This window comes from Roseateles depolymerans, from assembly GCF_003387155.1.
Lineage (GTDB): Bacteria > Pseudomonadota > Gammaproteobacteria > Burkholderiales > Burkholderiaceae_C > Roseateles > Roseateles depolymerans.
Window position 1 is genome coordinate 78,136 of the sequence record NZ_QUMT01000008.1, and the last position, 17,764, is coordinate 95,899.

Genomic DNA, 17,764 nt, shown 5'->3' on the forward strand with positions numbered 1-17,764 from the left:
GATCTCTCAACCCTGGAGGGACGGAGCCGCAGGCGGCTCGGCAGACAAGACGGATGGCGCATTTCCCGACGCGGAGTCGCCGCTGGCGCTACGGCGGCGCAGGCGCTGCAGCTTCTGGCGCAGCCGCTCCATCAGCACGAACACCACCGGCGTGGTGTAGAGCGTCAGCAGCTGGCTCAGGATCAGGCCGCCGACGATGGCAATGCCCAGCGGCTGGCGCAGCTCGGCGCCGTCCCCGCTGCCCACCGCCAGCGGCACCGCACCGAAGATGGCGGCAAAGGTGGTCATCAAGATGGGCCGCAGCCGCAGCTTGGCCGCACGGAAGATGGCCGCGCCCGCCGACAGATGCGCCGTGGTGCGCTGCCGCGCAATGGCGAAGTCGATCATCATGATGGCGTTCTTCTTCACGATGCCGATCAGCAAAATCACGCCGATCAAGGCAATGATCGAGAACTCGGTGTTGAACAGCATCAGCGCCAGCAGCGCCCCCACCCCCGCCGACGGCAAGGTCGAGAGGATGGTGACCGGATGCACCAGGCTCTCATAGAGCATGCCCAGCACCAGGTAGATGGCGATGATGGCCGCCCCAATCAGCAGCGGCTGCGACTTCAGCGCATCCTGGAACGCATTGGCCGTGCCGGCGAAGGTGCCGCGCAGCGACACCGGCACGCCCAGCTCGGCCATGGCATTGTTGATGGCGTCCGTGGCCTGCGACAAGGACACGCCTGGCGGCAGGTTGAAGCTGATGGTCGAGGCCGGCGTGCCGCCCTGGTGGTTGACCGACAGCGGCGTGTTGGTCGTCTCCACCCGGGTGAAGGCCGACAGCGGCACCTGCGCGCCGCTGCTGCTGGTCACATAGAGCTTCTTCAGTGTCTCGGGCCCCTTGAGGTAGTCCGGCGCCAGCTCCATCACCACCCGGTACTGGTTCAGCGGGTTGTAGATGACGCCCACCTGCCGCTGGCTGAATCCGTTGCTCAGCGTGGTGTCGATGTTGCTGACGGTGATGCCCAGCCGCGCCGCGGCCTCGCGGTCAATGACCAGTGTGGTCTGGATGCCCTTGTCCTGCTGGTCGGTGTTGACGTCGGTCAGTTCAGGCAGCTGCGACAGCGCATTGCGCACACGCGGCTCCCAGGTGCGCAGCACCTCCAGGTCGTCCGCCTGCAGGGTGAACTGGTACTGCGCATTGGACTGCCGGCCGCCGATGCGGATGTCCTGCACCGGCACCAGGAACAGGTTGGCGCCCGGCTCATGGGCCATCTTGTCCCGCAGCCGGTTCACCACGCCGTCGGCCGAGATCCTGCGCTCGGCCAGCGGCTTGAGCGTGATGTAGAAGTTGGCCGAGTTGCCGCCCGAGGTGCTGCCGTTGACGTTCTCCACCGCGGGGTCGGACAGGATGATGTCCATGAACCGGTCCACCCGCGCCCGCATCATGCCGAAGGAGCTGCCCTGGTCGGCCTGCACGCCACCGAACAGCACGCCGGTGTCCTGCTGCGGGAAGAAGGTCTTGGGAATCACGCCATAGAGATAGACGTTGACCCCGATCACCGCCAGCAGCGACAGCAGCGCCACCGGCTGATGGCGCAAGGTCCACATCAGGCTGCGGCGGTAACCGCGCGACAGGCCGCGGCTGAAGCCGCTGGACCAGCGGGTCAGCCACGAGGGGCGACGGCGCGGTGCCGTTGCGCCGGCCGCCGCAACGGCGGGATGGGCGGTCCCCGCGTCCTTGCGAGCGCGCAGCACCCGCGAGGCCATCATCGGCGTGGTGGTCAGCGACACCACCATCGACACCAGAATGGACGCCGACAGCACCACCGCGAATTCCCGGAACAGCCGGCCCACCACGCCACCCATCAGCAGGATGGGAATGAACACCGCCACCAGCGACAGGCTGATGGAGATCACGGTGAAGCCGATTTCCTGGGCGCCCTTGAGCGCCGCCTCCCGCGGTGGGTAGCCCTGCTCGATGTAGCGCGAGATGTTCTCCAGCACCACGATGGCGTCGTCCACCACGAAGCCGGTGGCCACCGTCAGCGCCATGGCCGACAGGTTGTCCAGGCTATAGCCGAAGAGGTACATGATGCCGAAGGTGCCGGCCAGCGACACCGGCACCGCCACCGCCGGCAGCAGCGTGGCCCGCCAGCTGCGCAGGAACAGCAGCACCACCAGGATCACCAGCCCCACCGACACCGCCATCGCCCGCTCCACTTCCTGGAGCGAGGCCCGGATGGTGGGCGTGCGGTCGCTGATGACCTTGAGCTCGATCGACGGCGGAATCGAGGCCTGCAGATGTGGCAGCAGCTCGCGGATGCGGCCCACCGTCTCGATGATGTTGGCGCCCGGCTCCTTCTGGATGAACATCAGAATGGCCGGCTGGCGATTGGAGGCGGCGTAGTTGCGCACGTCCTGCACCGAGTCGGTCACTTCGCCCACGTCCCGCAGGCGCAGCGCCGCACCGTTGCGGTAGGACAGCACCACCGGGGCATAGTCCGCCGCCGTCCGCGCCTGGTCGTTGGCGCCGATCTGCCAGTAGCGGCCGCCTTCCTCCACCGACCCCTTGGGCCGGTTGGCATTGGTGCTGCTGATGGCCGTGCGCACGGTGTCCAGCGAGATGCCGTTGGCCGCGAGCTTGTCCGGGTTGAGCTCGACCCGCACCGCCGGTAACGCGCCCCCACCCACATTCACCTGGCCCACGCCCTCCACCTGCGCCAGCCGCTGGGCCAGCACGGTGGAGGCAGCGTCGTACATCTGGCCGCGACTCAGGGTCTGCGAGGTCAGCGCCAGGATCATGATCGGCGCATCCGCCGGATTGACCTTGCGGTAGGTCGGATTGCTGGGCATGCCGGTGGGCAGCAGCGAGCGGGCGGCATTGATGGCCGCCTGCACGTCGCGTGCAGCCCCATTGATGTCGCGGCTGAGGTCGAACTGCAGCACGATGTTGGCCGACCCCTGCGACGAGCGCGAGGTGATCTCGGTCACGCCCGCGATGCTGCCCAGGGCCCGCTCCAGCGGCGTGGCCACCGTGGCGGCCATGGTGTCGGGGCTGGCCCCCGGCAGCGAGGCCGAGACCGAGATGGTCGGAAAGTCCACCTGCGGCAGTGGCGCGATCGGGAGCAGCTGGAAGCCCAGGATGCCGGCCAGGGCGATGCCCAGGGTGATCAGCGTCGTCGCCACCGGCCGGGCGATGAACGGCGCGGAGATGTTCATGGCGTCCCCTGGTCGTCGACCACCGCGTCCACCGGCCCCGCCTTGCGCGCCTGACGGTCCCGCCAGCGCTGCGCCAGGCCCGCAAAGCCCAGGTAGATGACCGGCGTGGTGAACAGGGTCAGCAGCTGGCTCACGATCAGGCCGCCCACCATGGTCACGCCCAGCGGATGGCGCAGTTCATGGCCCACGCCGGTTCCCAGCATCAGCGGCAGGGCGCCGAGCAGGGCGGCCATGGTCGTCATCAGGATGGGGCGGAACCGCAGCAGGCAGGCCTGGTGGATGGCCTCTCGCGGCGCCATGCCCTGCTCCCGTTCGGCTTCCAGCGCGAAGTCGATCATCATGATCGCGTTCTTCTTCACGATGCCGATCAGCAGCACGATGCCGATGATGGCGATGATGCCCAGGTCCAATCCCCCCAGCAGCAGCGCCAGCAGCGCGCCCACGCCCGCCGAGGGCAGGGTGGAGAGGATGGTCAGCGGGTGGATGTAGCTCTCATACAGCACCCCCAGCACGATGTACATCGTCACCACCGCCGCCAGGATCAGCAGCAGGGTGCTGGACAGCGAATTGCTGAAGGCCTCGGCGGCGCCCTGGAAGCTGGTCTCCACGCTCACCGGCAGGTCCAGTTGCGCCTGCTCGGCCTTGATGGCCTTGACCGCGTCGCCCAGCGCGACGCCCGGCGGCAGGTTGAAGGAAATCGTGGCGGCCGGGAACTGGGCCACGTGGTTGATGGCCAGCGCCGCCGGCCGCTCCTGGATCTGCGCCACCGAGCTGAGCGGCACCTGCACCGAGGTGGTGGTGTTCACGCCGTTGGTCGTGGTGGTGGTGCTGCCCGGCACGTACAGGCCCTCGAGCGCCCGCGGGCCGGTGCGGAATTCCGGGCCGGCTTCCAGCACCACGCGGTACTGGCTGGACTGGGTGTAGATGGTGGAGATCAGCCGCTGGCCGAAGGCGTTGTAGAGCGCGGTGTCGATGGCCGCCACCGTCACGCCCAGCCGTCCGGCCGCCTCCCGGTCGATCTGCACCCAGGCCTGCAGGCCCTGGTTCTGCAGGTCGCTGGCCACGTCGGTCAGCTGCGGCAGGGTCCGCAGGTGCGCCAGCAACGCTTCATTGGCCTGTGCCAGGTCGTTGGCATCGGGCGAGCTGATCAGGAACTGGTACTGGGTCTTGGAGACCCGGTCCTCGATGGTCAGGTCCTGCACTGGCTGCATGTAGGCGGTGATGCCGGGCACCTGCCTATTGGCCTCGGTCAGGCGCGCGATCACCTCGGACGCGCTGCTGTGGCGCTGCGCAAATGGCTTGAGCGTGATCTGCATGCGGCCGGTGTTGAGCGAGGTGTTGGAGCCGTCCACCCCGATGAAGGAGGTGATGTGGTCCACGTCCGGATCCTTCAGGAAGGCCTCCGCCAGCTTGCGTTGCCGCTCGCCCATGGCATCGAAGGAGGTACTCTGCGTCGCCTCTGTGATGACCTGCACGAGGCCGGTGTCCTGCACCGGGAAAAAGCCCTTGGGCACCAGCACATACAGCAGCGCCGTCAACGCCAGCGTGGCAACAAAGCCCAGCAGCGTGAGCGTGGGTCGGTCCAGCACCCAGTCCAGACCACGGCCGTAGGCCTGGATCAGCCGATCGAAGCGGTCGGCGGTCCAGCGGCCCAGGCGCGACGGCTTGTGCTGGCTCTCCGGCTTGAGCAGCCGGGCGCTCATCATCGGCGTCAGCGTCAGCGACACGAAGGCCGAGATCAGGATGGCCACCGCCAGCGTGATGGCGAACTCGTGGAACAGCCGCCCCACCACGTCGCCCATGAACAGCAGCGGGATCAGCACGGCGATCAGCGACACCGTCAGCGAGATGATGGTGAAGCCGATCTGCTTGGAGCCCTTGAAGGCTGCCTCCATCGGCGAGTCGCCTTCCTCGACGAAGCGGGCGATGTTCTCGATCATCACGATGGCGTCGTCCACCACGAAACCGGTGGAGATGGTCAGCGCCATCAGCGTGAGGTTGTTGATCGAGAACCCGGCCATGTACATGACGCCGAAGGTGCCCACCAGCGACAGCGGCACCGCCACGCTGGGAATCAGCGTGGCACTGGCGCTGCGCAGGAACATGAAGATCACCATCACCACCAGGGCGATGGCCAGCAGCAGTTCGAACTGGGTGTCATCGACCGAGGCGCGGATGGTGGTGGTGCGGTCGGCCAGCACCTGCACGTCCACCGACGCCGGCAACGTGGCCTGCAGCTTGGGCAGCAGTTCCTTGACCCGGTCCACCGTCTGGATGACGTTGGCGCCGGGCTGGCGCTGCACGTTCAGGATGACGCCCTGGGCGAGCGAGCGGGGGGCGGCGGCGCCGGCGCCACAGTCGGCACTGGCCGCAGGGTCGTTCGAGGCGCCGCAGGGCACGTCCGCCCAGGCGGCCAGCCGCAGGTTCTCCGCATCGTCCACGATCTCGGCCACATCCCGCAGTCGCAGCGGGCTGCCGTTTTTCCAGGCCACGATCAGGTCCTGGTATTCCGCAGCGGAGCGGAGCTGGTCATTGGCATCGATGGTGGACGCCCGCTGGGAGCCGTCGAAGCTGCCCTTGGCCTGGTTGACGTTGGCCGCTGCAATGGCGCTGCGCACATCGTCCAGCGACAGCCCCAGCGACGCCAGCGTGCGCGGATTGGCCTGGATGCGCACGGCGGGACGTCGGCCTCCCGCGATGCTCACCAGTCCCACACCGTCCACCTGCGACAGCTTGGGCGCCAGACGGTTCTCCACCAGGTCATGCACCTTGATGACGGGCAGCGACGGCGAGGTGACCGCGATGGTCAGCACCGGCGCATCGGCCGGATTCACCTTGCTGTAGACCGGCGGCATGGGCAGGTCGCTGGGCAGCAGGTTGCTGCCGGCGTTGATGGCGGCCTGGACTTCCTGTTCGGCCACGTCCAGCGAAAGACCCAGCGAGAACCGCAGCGTGATGACCGAGGCGCCGCCCGAGCTGGACGAGGTCATCTGGCTCAGGCCCGGCATCTGGCCGAACTGCCGCTCCAGGGGGGCGGTCACCGTGGTGGAGATGACGTCGGGGCTCGCACCCGGATAGAGCGTGGTGACCTGGATGGTGGGGTAGTCCACCTCCGGCAGGGCCGACAGTGGCAGCAGCCGATACGCCAGCAGGCCCGCCAGCAGGATGGCCAGCATCAGCAGCGAGGTGGCCACCGGCCGTTGGATAAAGGGACGTGACGGGTTCATCGCCGCAGCTTCCGAATCGGGCCGGGGGTCATTGGCCGTTGGCGCCGGAGGCACCGCGGGCGGCCTGGCGCTGCGCACGGCGTTCGGCGATCCAGGCTTCCCGCTCGGCGGGGCTCATCTTCATGACCTTCTCGGCCACCTCCGGCGGCAGGCGATCCAGCCAGGCGGGACGTTCTGCACCGGCCTGGGCGCTGGCGCTCGAAGCCCCTGAAGCACCCGAAGCACCCGAAGCACCCGAGGCCGGACGCATGGCGCCGTCCGCCGGCGAGCCCGGCCGTGCGCCGGAGGCTGCACCCATCGGAGCGTTGGCGCCGCCGCCGCCCATGGCCCCGCTGGCCCCCCGCTGGCGGCGAGGCGCTGCATTGGCGCCCGCACGCAGTTTGGGATCGGCGGCAATCACCTCGACCTTGGCGCCGTCACGCAGCCGGTCCACGCCGTCGATGACGATCCGCTCCCCCGGCTTGATCGGTCCGTCGATGGCGGTCCAGTCCCCGTCCACCGCGCCGGTCTGCACCACCCGCGTGGACACGCTGTTGTCGTCGCCCACCACGTAGACATAAAAGCCCTGTGCGCCCCGCAGGACGGCGGCTGACGGCACTGCCAGCTGGTTCTGCAGCGTGGACAGCTGCAGCCGCACGCTCACCGACTGGTTGGGATAGAGGGCGTCGTCGTCATTGGGGAACACGGCCTTGAGCTTGATGGTGTCGGTGGCCAGGTCGATGGCGTTGTCGGCGGTGGCCAGCTTGCCGGTGGCCAGACGGGTCTTGCCATCGCGGCTCCAGGCCTCCACCGTCATCGGCGTGCCGGACTTCAGGCTGGCAGTGATCTGCGGCAGCAGGCCGGACGGAACGGCGAAGGTCAGGGCGATGGGGCGGGTCTGGGTGATGCTCACCACGCCGGCGGTGTCGCCGGTCTGCACCACGTTGCCGATGTCCACCTGCTTGAGGCCGACCCGGCCGCTGATGGGCGCGATCACCCGGGTGTAGGTGACCTGCAGCCGCGCGCTGTCGACGCTGGCCTGGTCGGCCTTCACCGTGCCTTCGAGCTGACGGACCGTGGCTTCCTGGGTGTCCAGGGTCTGGCGGGCCAGGGCGTCCTTGGCGACGAGGTCCTTGTAGCGGGCCAGGTCGATGCGGGCGTTGTCCAGTTGCGCCTTGTCGCGGGCGAGCGTGCCCTCGGCCTGGGCCAGGGCGGCCTGGAAAGCGCGTGGGTCGATCTGCGCCAGCGGCTGTCCCGCCTTGACCTGCTGGCCCTCCTTGAAGTGCAGGGCCTGGAGCACCCCGCTCACCTGGGCGCGGACGACCGCGGTGTTGGATGCAGTGATGGTGCCGATGGCGGAAGCCGTCTGACGGACGTCCTGCAGCCTCGCCTGCGCCACCGACACCGGCTGCACCCGGTTGGCGGCGAAGCGGCGATTGCCGCCAGGGCCAGCAGCGCCGCCGGGACCGCTGGCGCCACCGGGCCTGGCCTGGCCGCTGGCCGCGCCGGGTCCGTTCGCTCCCCCGGCTTCTCCCCGGCCTTTCCACCACCACCAACCGCCTGCGGCTGCGGCCAGCAGCACCAGCGCCAGGATCCAGGGCGTCGCTTTGCCGGACTGATGCCGGGCGCGCAGGCTGGGCGAGGACCCGGCAGCAGTGGCGGCGAGCGGCAGGCGTTCCAGCGCCGCGCGCACGTGATCGACGCGGGAGTGCGCGGGGCCGGGTACGACCGTCGCGGCAGTGGCCGCGGTGACGGTGGGAGGCAGCGAGGACGGAAGGCGGTTCAAAGTAGTGTTCATGCGGGCCGTCGATGGGTCCAGAGGCGTAGGGTCGCGGCCCTCCACCCGGCAAGGAGGAGGCCAGCTCGAAGGGACTGCTTGGGAGAATTCGGCCGCTGGCGAGTCCGGAGGTCCGCAAGGGAACCGGATCGGCTGGGCCACTGTTCACACCCTAGTATCCGGTGGAGACGCTCTGGTGTCCCTCAGGAAAAGATCTGCAAAGGGCAGATCCCGTGGCGGGCGGAGCCTGATTCTGCGCAGGCGCGAGGGAGGGATGGCGCCCGTGGCCGGTGAGGGTCAGGCTTGGCGGGGGGCACGGCGGGCATGCGCAGCCGCAGCCACACTAGATCGCGGCCGAGGTGAACCCGGGCAATGTCGCAGTGTGCTGAAGAGCGCCCAAGAGCGCCCAAGAACGCCCAAGAACGCCGGCCCCTGTGCGCACCGCGGCGACGGACTCAGCTTTCCGCCAGCAGCTTCTCGATGGTGGCGTGCAGCGCGTTGAAGTCGGGCTCGCCGACAAAGCGCTTGACGATCTCACCGCGCTTGTTGATCAGGAACGTGGTGGGCGTGAGCTGCACCTGGCCGAAGCTGCGGGCGATGTCGCCGGTGCTGTCCATGGCGACCTTGAACGGCAGCTGCCGGCTTTCGGCGAAGTTGGCGACGTAGGCGGGGGGGTCGTAGCTCATGGCCACGGCCAGGGTGTCGAAGCCCTTGTCCTTGTACTTCTGGTAGGTGGCCACGACCTCCGGCATCTCCTTGACGCAGGTGGTGCAGGAGGTGGCCCAGAAATTCACCAGCATGACCTTGCCGGCCCAGGCTTGCTGCGACTCATGATGGGAGCCGTCCAGCAGCACGTAACGGACCGGGGGCGCGACATCGCGCGCGAGCGATCCCTTGAATGCAAAGCCGGCGCCTGCCGCGAGGGCGACGCCCAGCACCACCCATCCAGTCCAGCGAGGCAGCTTGTTCATGCGCCCAAGTGTAGGACAGCCGGCGCCAGCCCTGCCAGCGTCCGGTCAAATCGCCTTGGACAACTCGAACAGCAGCACCGAGGGCAGCGCATCCCCCAGGTTGGCGCGGGCGATGCGGGCCAACCGGTCGGGGGTGGCGGTGGAGAGCTGGGTCGGATGCTCGCCCTCCCGCACTTCGATGAAGCTGAAGCCGGGCACCTCCTTGGTGACGTCGGCATGCAGGCGGTCGAAGTCCGGGCCGTGCTGGCTCTGCTCGAAGGCGATGCCGTGCGGCAGACCTTCCTCGCAAAAAGCCAGGGCCTCGTTCATCGATCCCACCGTGTCCACGATCAGGCCCATGTGCCGCACCGCCGCCTGGATCTCCTGGCGCAGTTCCTTCTGCGCCGAGACGATCAGCAGATGGCAGCCGGCCAGCGGTTTGGAGTTGTGGGGCGGCAGCGTGTCGTCGCGTTCGAGCAGGTCGGAGACGGAGGGGGAATGAGACGACGAATGGGACGACGAATGGAAAGGGGGCGGAGACGCGGCGCGTGAGGGGCTGTCGGAAGACGGCGCGGACGGCGCGCTTGCGGCGAATGGGTGCAGCGATGCGCCCGCAGAGGGCGAGCGCCCACCGGCCCCTCCAGCCCCGGCAGACCCGTTGGACGATGGCGAAGCCCCCGGCGCCGGGCGCTCCTCGGACGCAATGTGCGGGAACTCCAGCGTCAACAGCGTGATGCCGGCTTCGTCCTCCCGCAGCGGCAAAGCACCCAGGGTCAGGGCCGTCTGCTCAATCAGCCGCCAGGTCAGAGAGTTCAGCGACTCGGGCGTGTCCGACAGCGTCACCGTCGGAGCGCTGCCCAGATCCAGCGAGCGGTGCGCAAATCGGCAGACCAGCCGTGCCTTGGTGGGCCAGGGCGTCAGGTCCAGGCGCATTTCGAGCGAGGAGTGGGTGTTGACCAGCGCCCAGTCCATCACCGCATTGAGCAGCGAGAACAGCAGCGAGCCGTCGGTCATGATCTCGATCGGCTGCAGCATCTGCCGCACCTGGATGCCGCGGGCCTGGGTCTCGCGACTGCGCTGCGCCAGCACCCCGCGCATTACCTGGGTCAAATGCACCCGCTCGCGCGCCAGGCGCAGTCGGCCGGAGGCCAGCCGGGCGAGCTGCTGGGTCACCATGCCCGCTTCCCGTGCCTGGGCCACGGACTCCCGCAGGGCCCGCAGGCCTTGCCGGTCGATCTGGCCGGTGGTGATCAGTTCCTGGATACGCTCCAGGGCGGTGCTCAGCGGGCCCGCCACTTCCGCGCCCAGTTGCTGGACGATCTCTCCCCACTGGGCGTCATTCACCCGCAGCGCCATGTCATTGGCGGCGGCTGTCCCTGCAGCGGTCGGGGGGGAGCTGGGCATGGCTTCTCGTGGTTTTGTGATTTAAGCCGCGATCGGCCGCCGCGGTCAGAAGGCCGCCATCGTTCCGACGAGGCTCCAGAGCGTCCATCCCCCGAGTCGGTGTACATTTGACACGCTCTGTTACGCCGTGAATTTCTCACGAAATGCGCTGGCCGAACTGTTGGAAAGATCACTGCCCAAGGGGATTTGCACTGGGTTGGTGCTCCGGAACTCTGGGCGCGAGAGGGCGGCTGTTACATCTAAGGCCCTTGCCGACCGCCCCTTACTTGCTAGCGCTGGCATGCACCTGAGCTTGCGCCAACGGGAGCAGGATGTCGAGCAAGGCGGCAGTGGCGGACACCATCGCATCGTGTCCGGTCGGAATCTCGAACACCTGCCAGCCCGGCTGCTCGCGCACCCGCCGGCGGAAGTCCGCAATGGTGAGCAGCGCGGGCCGGTTGCAGTCGATGAAGGTCCGCGGCAGCGCGGCCCAGGCTTTTGCATCGAACGACAGCGGGCTGTCATACACGCCACCTGGATGCGGTTTCTGATGGCGTTCCACCCAGTCGAAATCCTCGGGATTGAGCCCCATGCTCTGGGGCGGCGTGGCCGGCAGATGCCCGTGCGCCTGAATCAGCGCCCGGCGCTGGGTGCGCGTTTCCTCGGTATGGCGGCTGGACCAGGACTCTCCCGGCAGCGGCACCACGGCGTCCAGATAGACCAGTTGCGCAATGCGGTCCCGCATCTGGTCCGCCACCCCGGTGATGACCATGCCGCTGTAGCTGTGGCCGACCAGCACCACATCCGTCAGCTCTTCGCACTCGATCACCGCCTTCACGTCGTCGATGTGGGTCTGCAGCGTGATGTCGTCGTGGCGCTGATGGGCCCGCTCGCCGGTTCCGCTCAGGCTGACCGCCCACACGCGGTGGCCAGCGGCCCGCAGCGGGCCCAGCACCCGTTGCCAGATCCAGGCACCGCCCCAGGCGCCGTGCACCAGCACCACGGCCGCGCCGTTCGGGATGTGGGAATTCATGCAATCACTCCTTGTTCACGCCAGGCCGCAATGCGGTCGGCCCCATGGCCCAATTCCGCCAGGATGTCGTCGGTATGCTGCCCGAGCAACGGAGGGGGCAAGCGATAGGCCACCGGGGTGGCGGACAGCTTCATCGGGCTGCCGACCAGCCGCAGCCGGTCGGTCAGCGGGTGCGCCATCGGCACCACCATCTCGCGGTGGCGGACCTGCGGGTCGTCGAACACCTCGGCCAGGTCGTTGATGGCCCCGCCAGGCACCTTGGCCGCCTCCATCGCGGTCAGCCAGTGCTGGCGTGGCTGGCCGGCGATGCGCTCGGCCAGCATCGGCACCAGGATGTCGCGATGCCGCACCCGCTGCGCATTGGTGGCAAAGCGGGGGTCTTCGGCCCAGGCCGGTGCGCCCAGGATCTCGCAGAACTTGGCGAACTGCCGGTCGTTGCCGACCGCCACGATCAGGTGACCGTCCGCCGCCTGGAAGGTCTGGTAGGGGACGATGTTCTGGTGGGCATTGCCCATGCGCCTTGGCGCCTGGCCGGTACACAGATAGTTGGCGCCGAGGTTGGCCAGCATCGCGACCTGGGTGTCCAGCAGCGCCATGTCGATGACCTGACCCTGGCCGGTGGCGTCCCGGTGACGCAGCGCCGCCAGGATGGCCACGGTGGCATACATGCCGGTGAACAGATCGGCCACCGCTACGCCCACCTTCTGCGGGCCGCCGCCCGGCAGCGCATCCCGCTCGCCGGTCACGCTCATCAAACCGCCCAGGCCCTGCACGGCGTAGTCATAACCAGCGCGGTCGCTGTAGGGGCCGTCCTGTCCGAAGCCGGTGACCGAGCAGAAGACCAGCCGCGGGTTGAGCGCCAGCAGGGCTGGGGCGTCCAGCCCGTAGCGCGCCAGGTCCCCCACCTTGTAGTTCTCGAGCAGCACGTCCGCCTTCGCGGCCAGTTCCCGGATCAGTGCCTGGCCCTGCGGCGACGCGATGTCGATGGCGATCGAGCGCTTGTTGCGATTGGCGCCCAGGTAGTAGGCGGCCTCCGAGGTGTCCGCGCCGTCGGCGTCCCGCAGATAGGGCGGTCCCCAGCCGCGGGTGTCGTCCCCACCCGGATGGCCGGCCGTGGGCGGGCGTTCGACCTTGATGACGTCGGCGCCGAGGTCGGCCAGGGTCTGGCTGCACCAGGGGCCCGCCAGCACGCGGGAAAGATCCAGCACCCGGACCCCTTGCAGGGCCATCGCAGGGGGAGCGGAAGGTGTCGTCGCTTGGTTCATGGCCAGGGATTGTGAAGCCGTCGGGGGGCCGCCGAGGGGTCACTGCGGACCCAGGACCACGGAACTGACAAAGACATCCCAGGCTTCCTCATCCGGCTTGCTAGTCTGTTGCAGCAATTGATAGACATGGGTGCCTCGGGCAAACACCGCCTGGCGGACCTGTTGCACCGGCCCGCCCGGACGGGCGCTGAAGCGCTGCTGGCCAGTGGCCAAGACAGGGGTCAGACCGCGCAGGTTCAGCGGGGCCGCCTCGCCCGGGGTCAGCAACTGCGCCATGCGGTCGCGCATGCGCTGCGCCGCAGCCGGCACCTGGGTGGCGTCGCCCAGATCCACCCAGGTGAGTGAATACTGGCCTCCCTTGGCCTTGCAACTGGCGGTCTGCACCTCCATGGGCCGACCGGACGGCCCCGGCTGCGCACGGGATTCGCGCTCGGGCTTGCAGGGGAACATGAGCTTCACCCCGGCGCCCTCCGGCGCCACCTCCCGCCAGTCCAGGGCCGGGGAGCAGCCAGCCATCCAGCCAGCCAGCAACAGCGCAGCGATGCGCGGGATCGAGATCGGGACGGTCATTCCCCATTATGTTGGCCCGCCTGCGGGCGCGTCTCGCACCCCGATCGGGACGAATGGAGATAATGAAGCCATGTCCGGCTTGCTACTGATCGCCCATGCGCCGCTTGCGTCCGCCTTGAAAGAGGTGGCCGAGCACACTTTTCCGCATTGCTCCCTGCAGTTGAGCGTGCTGGACGTGACGCCCGACATGGGCGCCGATGAGGTGGAAGCCCGCGCCCGGGCCCTGATCCAGGCGTCCGGGCATGTGCAAACGCTGGTGTTGACCGATGTCTATGGCGCGACGCCCTCCAATGCAGCGCTTCGTCTGCAGGGCGAACAGGTCAAGGTCCTGGCCGGTGTGAATGTGCCTATGCTGTGGCGTTCACTCTGTTATGCCGGCGAGGGCCTGGACGCGCTGATGCAGCGTGCCAGCCAGGGGGGCCAGCAGGGCATCGTGTGTGATCAGATCCAACAACTTCCGCCTGAACGTTCCTGCTCATGATCAAGTCCACGCTCACCATCAGCAACAAGCTGGGGTTGCATGCCCGTGCCTCAGCCAAATTGACCAAGCTGGCGGGTGGGTTCAAGGCGGAGGTCTTCCTCAGCCGCAATGGCCGCCGCGTGAATGCCAAGAGCATCATGGGCGTGATGATGCTGGCAGCGGGCATCGGCTCTCAGGTCGAGCTGGAGACCGAGGGCGAGGACGAGCAGGCGGCGCACGACGCCATCACCGCGCTGGTCAACGACAAGTTCGGCGAAGGCCAGTGAGCGCCTGACGGCGGGGCGAGACCTTCGCCGCCGCCAGGGCAGGTCGGATGGCGGATCGCCTTAAAGATCCCCGCCCAGGAAGTGGCGCCGGTAGCGCGCGGGCAGGTCGTTGATGCGCATCATCATCGGCAGGTCGGCGGTGTTGAAGTCCGGATCCCAGGCGGGACGGCCCAGCACCCGGGCACCGCAGCGCAGGTAGCCCTTGATCAGCGGAGGCGGCTCCACCGTCAGGTCCTGGCGCAGCTCATCCACCGGCAGCGGCAGACGCGGGCGCACCTGCCACTCAATGTCGGCCATGTGCCGGTCTTCCAGCTGCTTCCAGATGCTGGCGGCATAGTGGCCGCCATCGCGCATGCTGATGCTGGCGCAGCCGATCATCGTGTCCAGGTCGTTGCGGACCATGAACTCGGTCAGCGCACCCCACAGCGCCATGATGGCGCCGCCGTTGCGATGCTCCGGATGCACGCAGGAGCGACCCAGTTCCACCATGCGGGGACGCAGCGAGCGCAGGCGGGTCAGGTCGAATTCGGTCTCGGTATAGAGGCCGCCGGCGCGGCGGGCCGCTTCCGGCGTCAGCACCCGGTAGGTGCCGATCACTTCGCCGGGCTGGCCGTCGGCATCCATGAGGCGGACCAGCAGGTGCTCGCAGAACGGGTCGAAGATGTCCACGTCGTGACCGACCGGCGCATGCTTGGGCACGCTCAGGCGCGCCCCCATCTCCTCCACGAAGACCCGGTACCTCAGGCGCTGGGCCTGCCGGACTTCTTCTTCGGACCGCGCCCAGCCCACATGAAAGCGAGCGCGCGAAGGCGCGACAGCGTCCCCTTGCGGTGCAACTGGAAGTGACCTCCGGGACGCCTCGGAGGGGCGCAGATCGGAGAAGGGCAGGGTCGGAAGCGGCAGATCCCTCATGGCGGAGCCTCTGTTGGATGGGATGCCGTCATGCTGCGGGAGCGGGGTGACTTGTCGGTGACCGGCCCATGAACGAATCGTGACAGCGGAGCCGTCACGCCCGGTGGGGGCGCGGGCCCGTGGTGCCTGCTCCCCACAGCGTGAACACCGGGTCACCCGTTCGCACGCAGGGTTGCCGTTCGTGACCCAATCGGCATGAACGATTCAGGCGGCGCTGCTACAGTCAGCGCATGAGCTTTCAGGTCTTTGGCATTCCCGTTTCGCGTGGCGTGGCCATTGGCCGCGCCGTGCTGGTCGCGTCCAGCCGGGTGGATGTGGCGCATTACTTTGTGGCGGCCGCCGAGGTCGAGACCGAATTCGCCCGCCTGCTGAAGGCGCGCGACGCGGTGACCCAGGAGCTGCAGGACCTCAAGACCGACCTGCCGCCCGATGCCCCGCATGAGCTGGACGCCTTGCTGGACGTCCATCTGCTGCTGCTGAATGACGAAGCCCTGGTGGATGCCGCCCGTCAATGGATCCAGGAGCGTCACTACAACGCCGAGTGGGCCTTGTCGGCCCAGCTCGAAGTGCTGGCCCGCCAGTTCGACGAGATGGAGGATGAGTACCTGCGGGAACGCAAGGCGGATCTGGAGCAGGTGGTGGAGCGGGTCTTGTCCGCGCTGGCGCATGCCCAGGACAAGGGCGCGCCGGGCGCGGCTGCCGTCGTGGCACGCGATTTCGCGGGCGAAGATCCGCTGCTGCTGGTAGCTGCCGATATCGCGCCGGCCGACATGATCCAGTTCAAGCGCAGCGTGTTCCAGGGATTCATCACCGATATCGGCGGGAAAACCTCGCACACCGCCATCGTGGCGCGGAGCATGGATATTCCGGCGGTGGTCGGTACCCGGGAGGCGTCACGGCTGATTCGGCAGGACGACTGGGTGATCATTGACGGAGATGCGGGCACGGTGATCGTGAATCCGTCCCCGATCGTGCTGGAGGAATATCGCTTCCGCCAGCGGCAGTCCGAACTGGAGCGGGCGCGTCTGGCGCGGCTTCGACATACCCCGGCTATCACGCTGGACGGCCAACGCATCGAGCTGCATGCCAATATCGAGCTGCCTGGGGATACTGGACCGGCGCTGGAAGCCGGCGCCACCGGGGTGGGATTGTTCCGAAGCGAATTCCTGTTCATGAACCGGAACGGGGAACTGCCCAGCGAGGATGAACAGTTCGAGGCCTATCGTGCGGCGGTGGAGGCCATGCGGGGAATGCCGGTCACCATCCGGACGGTGGACGTCGGGGCGGACAAGCCCCTGGACCGGATGAGCGTCAATGAGCTGCGGCATGAACATGTGCTGAATCCGTCCATGGGGCTGCGGGCGATTCGCTGGAGTCTGGCGGAGCCCAGCATGTTCCGGCAGCAACTCCGCGCTATATATAGAGCCAGTGCGTTCGGCCATGTGAAGTTGCTGCTTCCCATGGTGGCCCACCTCAGCGAGATCCGCCAGGTGCAGGAGGCGATTCGGCGGGTCAAGCAGCAGCTGGACGATGCCGGGCAGGCCTATGGTCTGGTCGAGCTGGGCGTGATGGTGGAAGTGCCGGCAGCGGCACTGATGCTTCCGCTGCTGCTGCGCCATGTGGACTTCATCTCCATTGGCACCAATGACTTGATCCAGTACACCCTGGCGATCGACCGGGCAGACGAGGCCGTGGCCCACTTGTATGACCCGTGGCATCCGGCGGTGTTGCATCTGCTGGCGTCGTCCATTTCCCAGGCGCGTGCCGCCGGGAAGGGCGTGAGCGTGTGTGGAGAGATGGCGGGGGATGCGCTCTTTACCGACCTGCTGCTGGGCATGGGGCTCAACTGCTTCTCCATGCACCCCTCGCAGATCCCCTCGGTGAAGCAGCGGGTGCTGCGGGCCGACACGCAGCGGCTGGCTGCCGCCATTCCCAAGATCCTGGAGAGCGAGGAGCCTGGACGCACCGCGCTGGAGGTGCTGGCGCAGCAGCGCCTGCACTGAACCCACGGGGAGGCGTCTTGGCTGTGCGCCGGTGCGCGATGGCCGGGCTTGGCCGGGCTTGGCCGGGCCGCTTGTCAGCACTTCTTGCTGCCCAAATGACGACCATCGTGTGAATTTTTCAGCCAGGACTTGTGCGGGCCAAAAAATGCGTGCTAGACTCTTGGTCTTCGCTGCTTACGACAAGTTTGTTGGCAGTTTTCACCGGCTCTGCATACTGCGGGGCCTGCAAGGCTGATAGAGAGTTTGCCGACAAAGCCAATTAGCTTGGCGGCAAGTTCAAAGCCAGAAATAAGCGGTGATTCAGAAGTTGATTTGAGTTTGAGATCTGAAAAGAAACTAAATTCAAACCAAGCTGTGAAAGTTGCGATATACTGCGATGCTTCACAGCGGCGAGATGTGAAAGATGTTGGCGAAAGCCAAATGTTCTGGATGAGCTTCTCGCAGTCAGCGTAAAAAATAATTTGCACTGACTGCTTGACGAAATCAAAAAGAATAGTTCATAATCTCGCTTCTGCGCTGCTGACGACGTAAACAAAACGACGACAGCGACGCAAACGAAGACAGCCTGGCTGCTTCGATGATCTTTAAAAATTTACAGCCAATAAGCGTGGGCGTCTGGATAGAGGCAACCTGAGAAGGTTAAATCTTTAGACGCTCACGGAAATGAATGAAGCTATGAAAGTAGTCTTTGTTCGATTCCGTTGAGTTATTCAA

Annotated in this window: 12 protein-coding genes; 3 read left to right on the forward strand and 9 right to left on the reverse strand. The window is 67.2% G+C overall.

The features are described from left to right. Positions 1–6: 6 nt before the first annotated feature. The 8 genes from DES44_RS23980 to DES44_RS24015 form a co-directional block, all read right to left on the reverse strand. Complete coding sequence (locus DES44_RS23980; RefSeq protein ID WP_058936759.1) at positions 7–3,204, reverse strand: multidrug efflux RND transporter permease subunit; 3,198 nt, start codon at positions 3,202–3,204, stop codon at positions 7–9. After that, entirely contained in the window at positions 3,201–6,431 is a 3,231-nt protein-coding gene (locus DES44_RS23985; RefSeq protein WP_058936758.1) for an MdtB/MuxB family multidrug efflux RND transporter permease subunit, read from the reverse strand. The genes DES44_RS23980 and DES44_RS23985 overlap by 4 nt, the downstream gene beginning before the upstream one ends. Positions 6,432–6,459: 28 nt before the next feature. After that, positions 6,460–8,208: an MdtA/MuxA family multidrug efflux RND transporter periplasmic adaptor subunit gene (locus DES44_RS23990; RefSeq protein WP_083525906.1), complete on the reverse strand. Its 1,749-nt coding sequence runs from the start codon at positions 8,206–8,208 to the stop codon at positions 6,460–6,462. Positions 8,209–8,642: 434 nt separating this feature from the next. Then, complete coding sequence (locus tag DES44_RS23995; protein WP_058936757.1) at positions 8,643–9,158, reverse strand: TlpA disulfide reductase family protein; 516 nt, start codon at positions 9,156–9,158, stop codon at positions 8,643–8,645. A gap of 45 nt (positions 9,159–9,203) precedes the next feature. Further along, entirely contained in the window at positions 9,204–10,541 is a 1,338-nt protein-coding gene (locus DES44_RS24000; RefSeq protein WP_147307209.1) for an ATP-binding protein, read from the reverse strand. Positions 10,542–10,803: 262 nt separating this feature from the next. Then, on the reverse strand, positions 10,804–11,553 hold the full coding sequence (locus tag DES44_RS24005) for an alpha/beta fold hydrolase (RefSeq protein WP_058936755.1): 750 nt from the start codon (positions 11,551–11,553) through the stop codon (positions 10,804–10,806). Continuing rightward, entirely contained in the window at positions 11,550–12,818 is a 1,269-nt protein-coding gene (locus DES44_RS24010) for a CaiB/BaiF CoA transferase family protein (RefSeq protein ID WP_058936754.1), read from the reverse strand. Before DES44_RS24010 ends, DES44_RS24005 begins: the two co-directional genes overlap by 4 nt. Before the next feature lie 39 nt (positions 12,819–12,857). Then, the gene (locus tag DES44_RS24015) at positions 12,858–13,388 is read right to left on the reverse strand and encodes a hypothetical protein (protein ID WP_058936753.1); all 531 of its coding nucleotides are present in this window, start codon (positions 13,386–13,388) and stop codon (positions 12,858–12,860) included. A 70-nt stretch (positions 13,389–13,458) separates the two neighbouring features. Here DES44_RS24015 and DES44_RS24020 point away from each other — a divergent pair, with 70 nt between their 5' ends. Next, entirely contained in the window at positions 13,459–13,869 is a 411-nt protein-coding gene (locus DES44_RS24020; protein ID WP_058936752.1) for a PTS sugar transporter subunit IIA, read from the forward strand. After that, on the forward strand, positions 13,866–14,135 hold the full coding sequence (locus tag DES44_RS24025; RefSeq protein ID WP_058936751.1) for an HPr family phosphocarrier protein: 270 nt from the start codon (positions 13,866–13,868) through the stop codon (positions 14,133–14,135). Before DES44_RS24020 ends, DES44_RS24025 begins: the two co-directional genes overlap by 4 nt. Positions 14,136–14,195: 60 nt before the next feature. Here DES44_RS24025 and DES44_RS24030 read toward each other — a convergent pair whose 3' ends face one another. Continuing rightward, on the reverse strand, positions 14,196–15,047 hold the full coding sequence (locus DES44_RS24030) for a GNAT family N-acetyltransferase (protein WP_058936750.1): 852 nt from the start codon (positions 15,045–15,047) through the stop codon (positions 14,196–14,198). 230 nt (positions 15,048–15,277) lie between these two features. Between DES44_RS24030 and ptsP the strand changes: the two genes are divergently transcribed. Then, positions 15,278–17,050: a phosphoenolpyruvate--protein phosphotransferase gene (ptsP, locus tag DES44_RS24035; protein ID WP_058936749.1), complete on the forward strand. Its 1,773-nt coding sequence runs from the start codon at positions 15,278–15,280 to the stop codon at positions 17,048–17,050. The last annotated feature ends 714 nt before the right edge of the window (positions 17,051–17,764 follow it).

Excerpts from the sequence above, each read along its gene's own strand:
- DES44_RS23980 (WP_058936759.1), bottom strand. The coding sequence starts at position 3,204 with ATGAACATCTCCGCGCCGTTCATCGCCCGGCCGGTGGCGACGACGCTG.
- DES44_RS23985 (WP_058936758.1), bottom strand. The coding sequence starts at position 6,431 with ATGAACCCGTCACGTCCCTTTATCCAACGGCCGGTGGCCACCTCGCTG.
- DES44_RS23990 (WP_083525906.1), bottom strand. The coding sequence starts at position 8,208 with ATGAACACTACTTTGAACCGCCTTCCGTCCTCGCTGCCTCCCACCGTC.
- DES44_RS23995 (WP_058936757.1), bottom strand. The coding sequence starts at position 9,158 with ATGAACAAGCTGCCTCGCTGGACTGGATGGGTGGTGCTGGGCGTCGCC.
- DES44_RS24000 (WP_147307209.1), bottom strand. The coding sequence starts at position 10,541 with ATGCCCAGCTCCCCCCCGACCGCTGCAGGGACAGCCGCCGCCAATGAC.
- DES44_RS24005 (WP_058936755.1), bottom strand. The coding sequence starts at position 11,553 with ATGAATTCCCACATCCCGAACGGCGCGGCCGTGGTGCTGGTGCACGGC.
- DES44_RS24010 (WP_058936754.1), bottom strand. The coding sequence starts at position 12,818 with ATGAACCAAGCGACGACACCTTCCGCTCCCCCTGCGATGGCCCTGCAA.
- DES44_RS24015 (WP_058936753.1), bottom strand. The coding sequence starts at position 13,388 with ATGACCGTCCCGATCTCGATCCCGCGCATCGCTGCGCTGTTGCTGGCT.
- DES44_RS24020 (WP_058936752.1), top strand. The coding sequence starts at position 13,459 with ATGTCCGGCTTGCTACTGATCGCCCATGCGCCGCTTGCGTCCGCCTTG.
- DES44_RS24025 (WP_058936751.1), top strand. The coding sequence starts at position 13,866 with ATGATCAAGTCCACGCTCACCATCAGCAACAAGCTGGGGTTGCATGCC.
- DES44_RS24030 (WP_058936750.1), bottom strand. The coding sequence starts at position 15,047 with ATGAGGGATCTGCCGCTTCCGACCCTGCCCTTCTCCGATCTGCGCCCC.
- ptsP (WP_058936749.1), top strand. The coding sequence starts at position 15,278 with ATGAGCTTTCAGGTCTTTGGCATTCCCGTTTCGCGTGGCGTGGCCATT.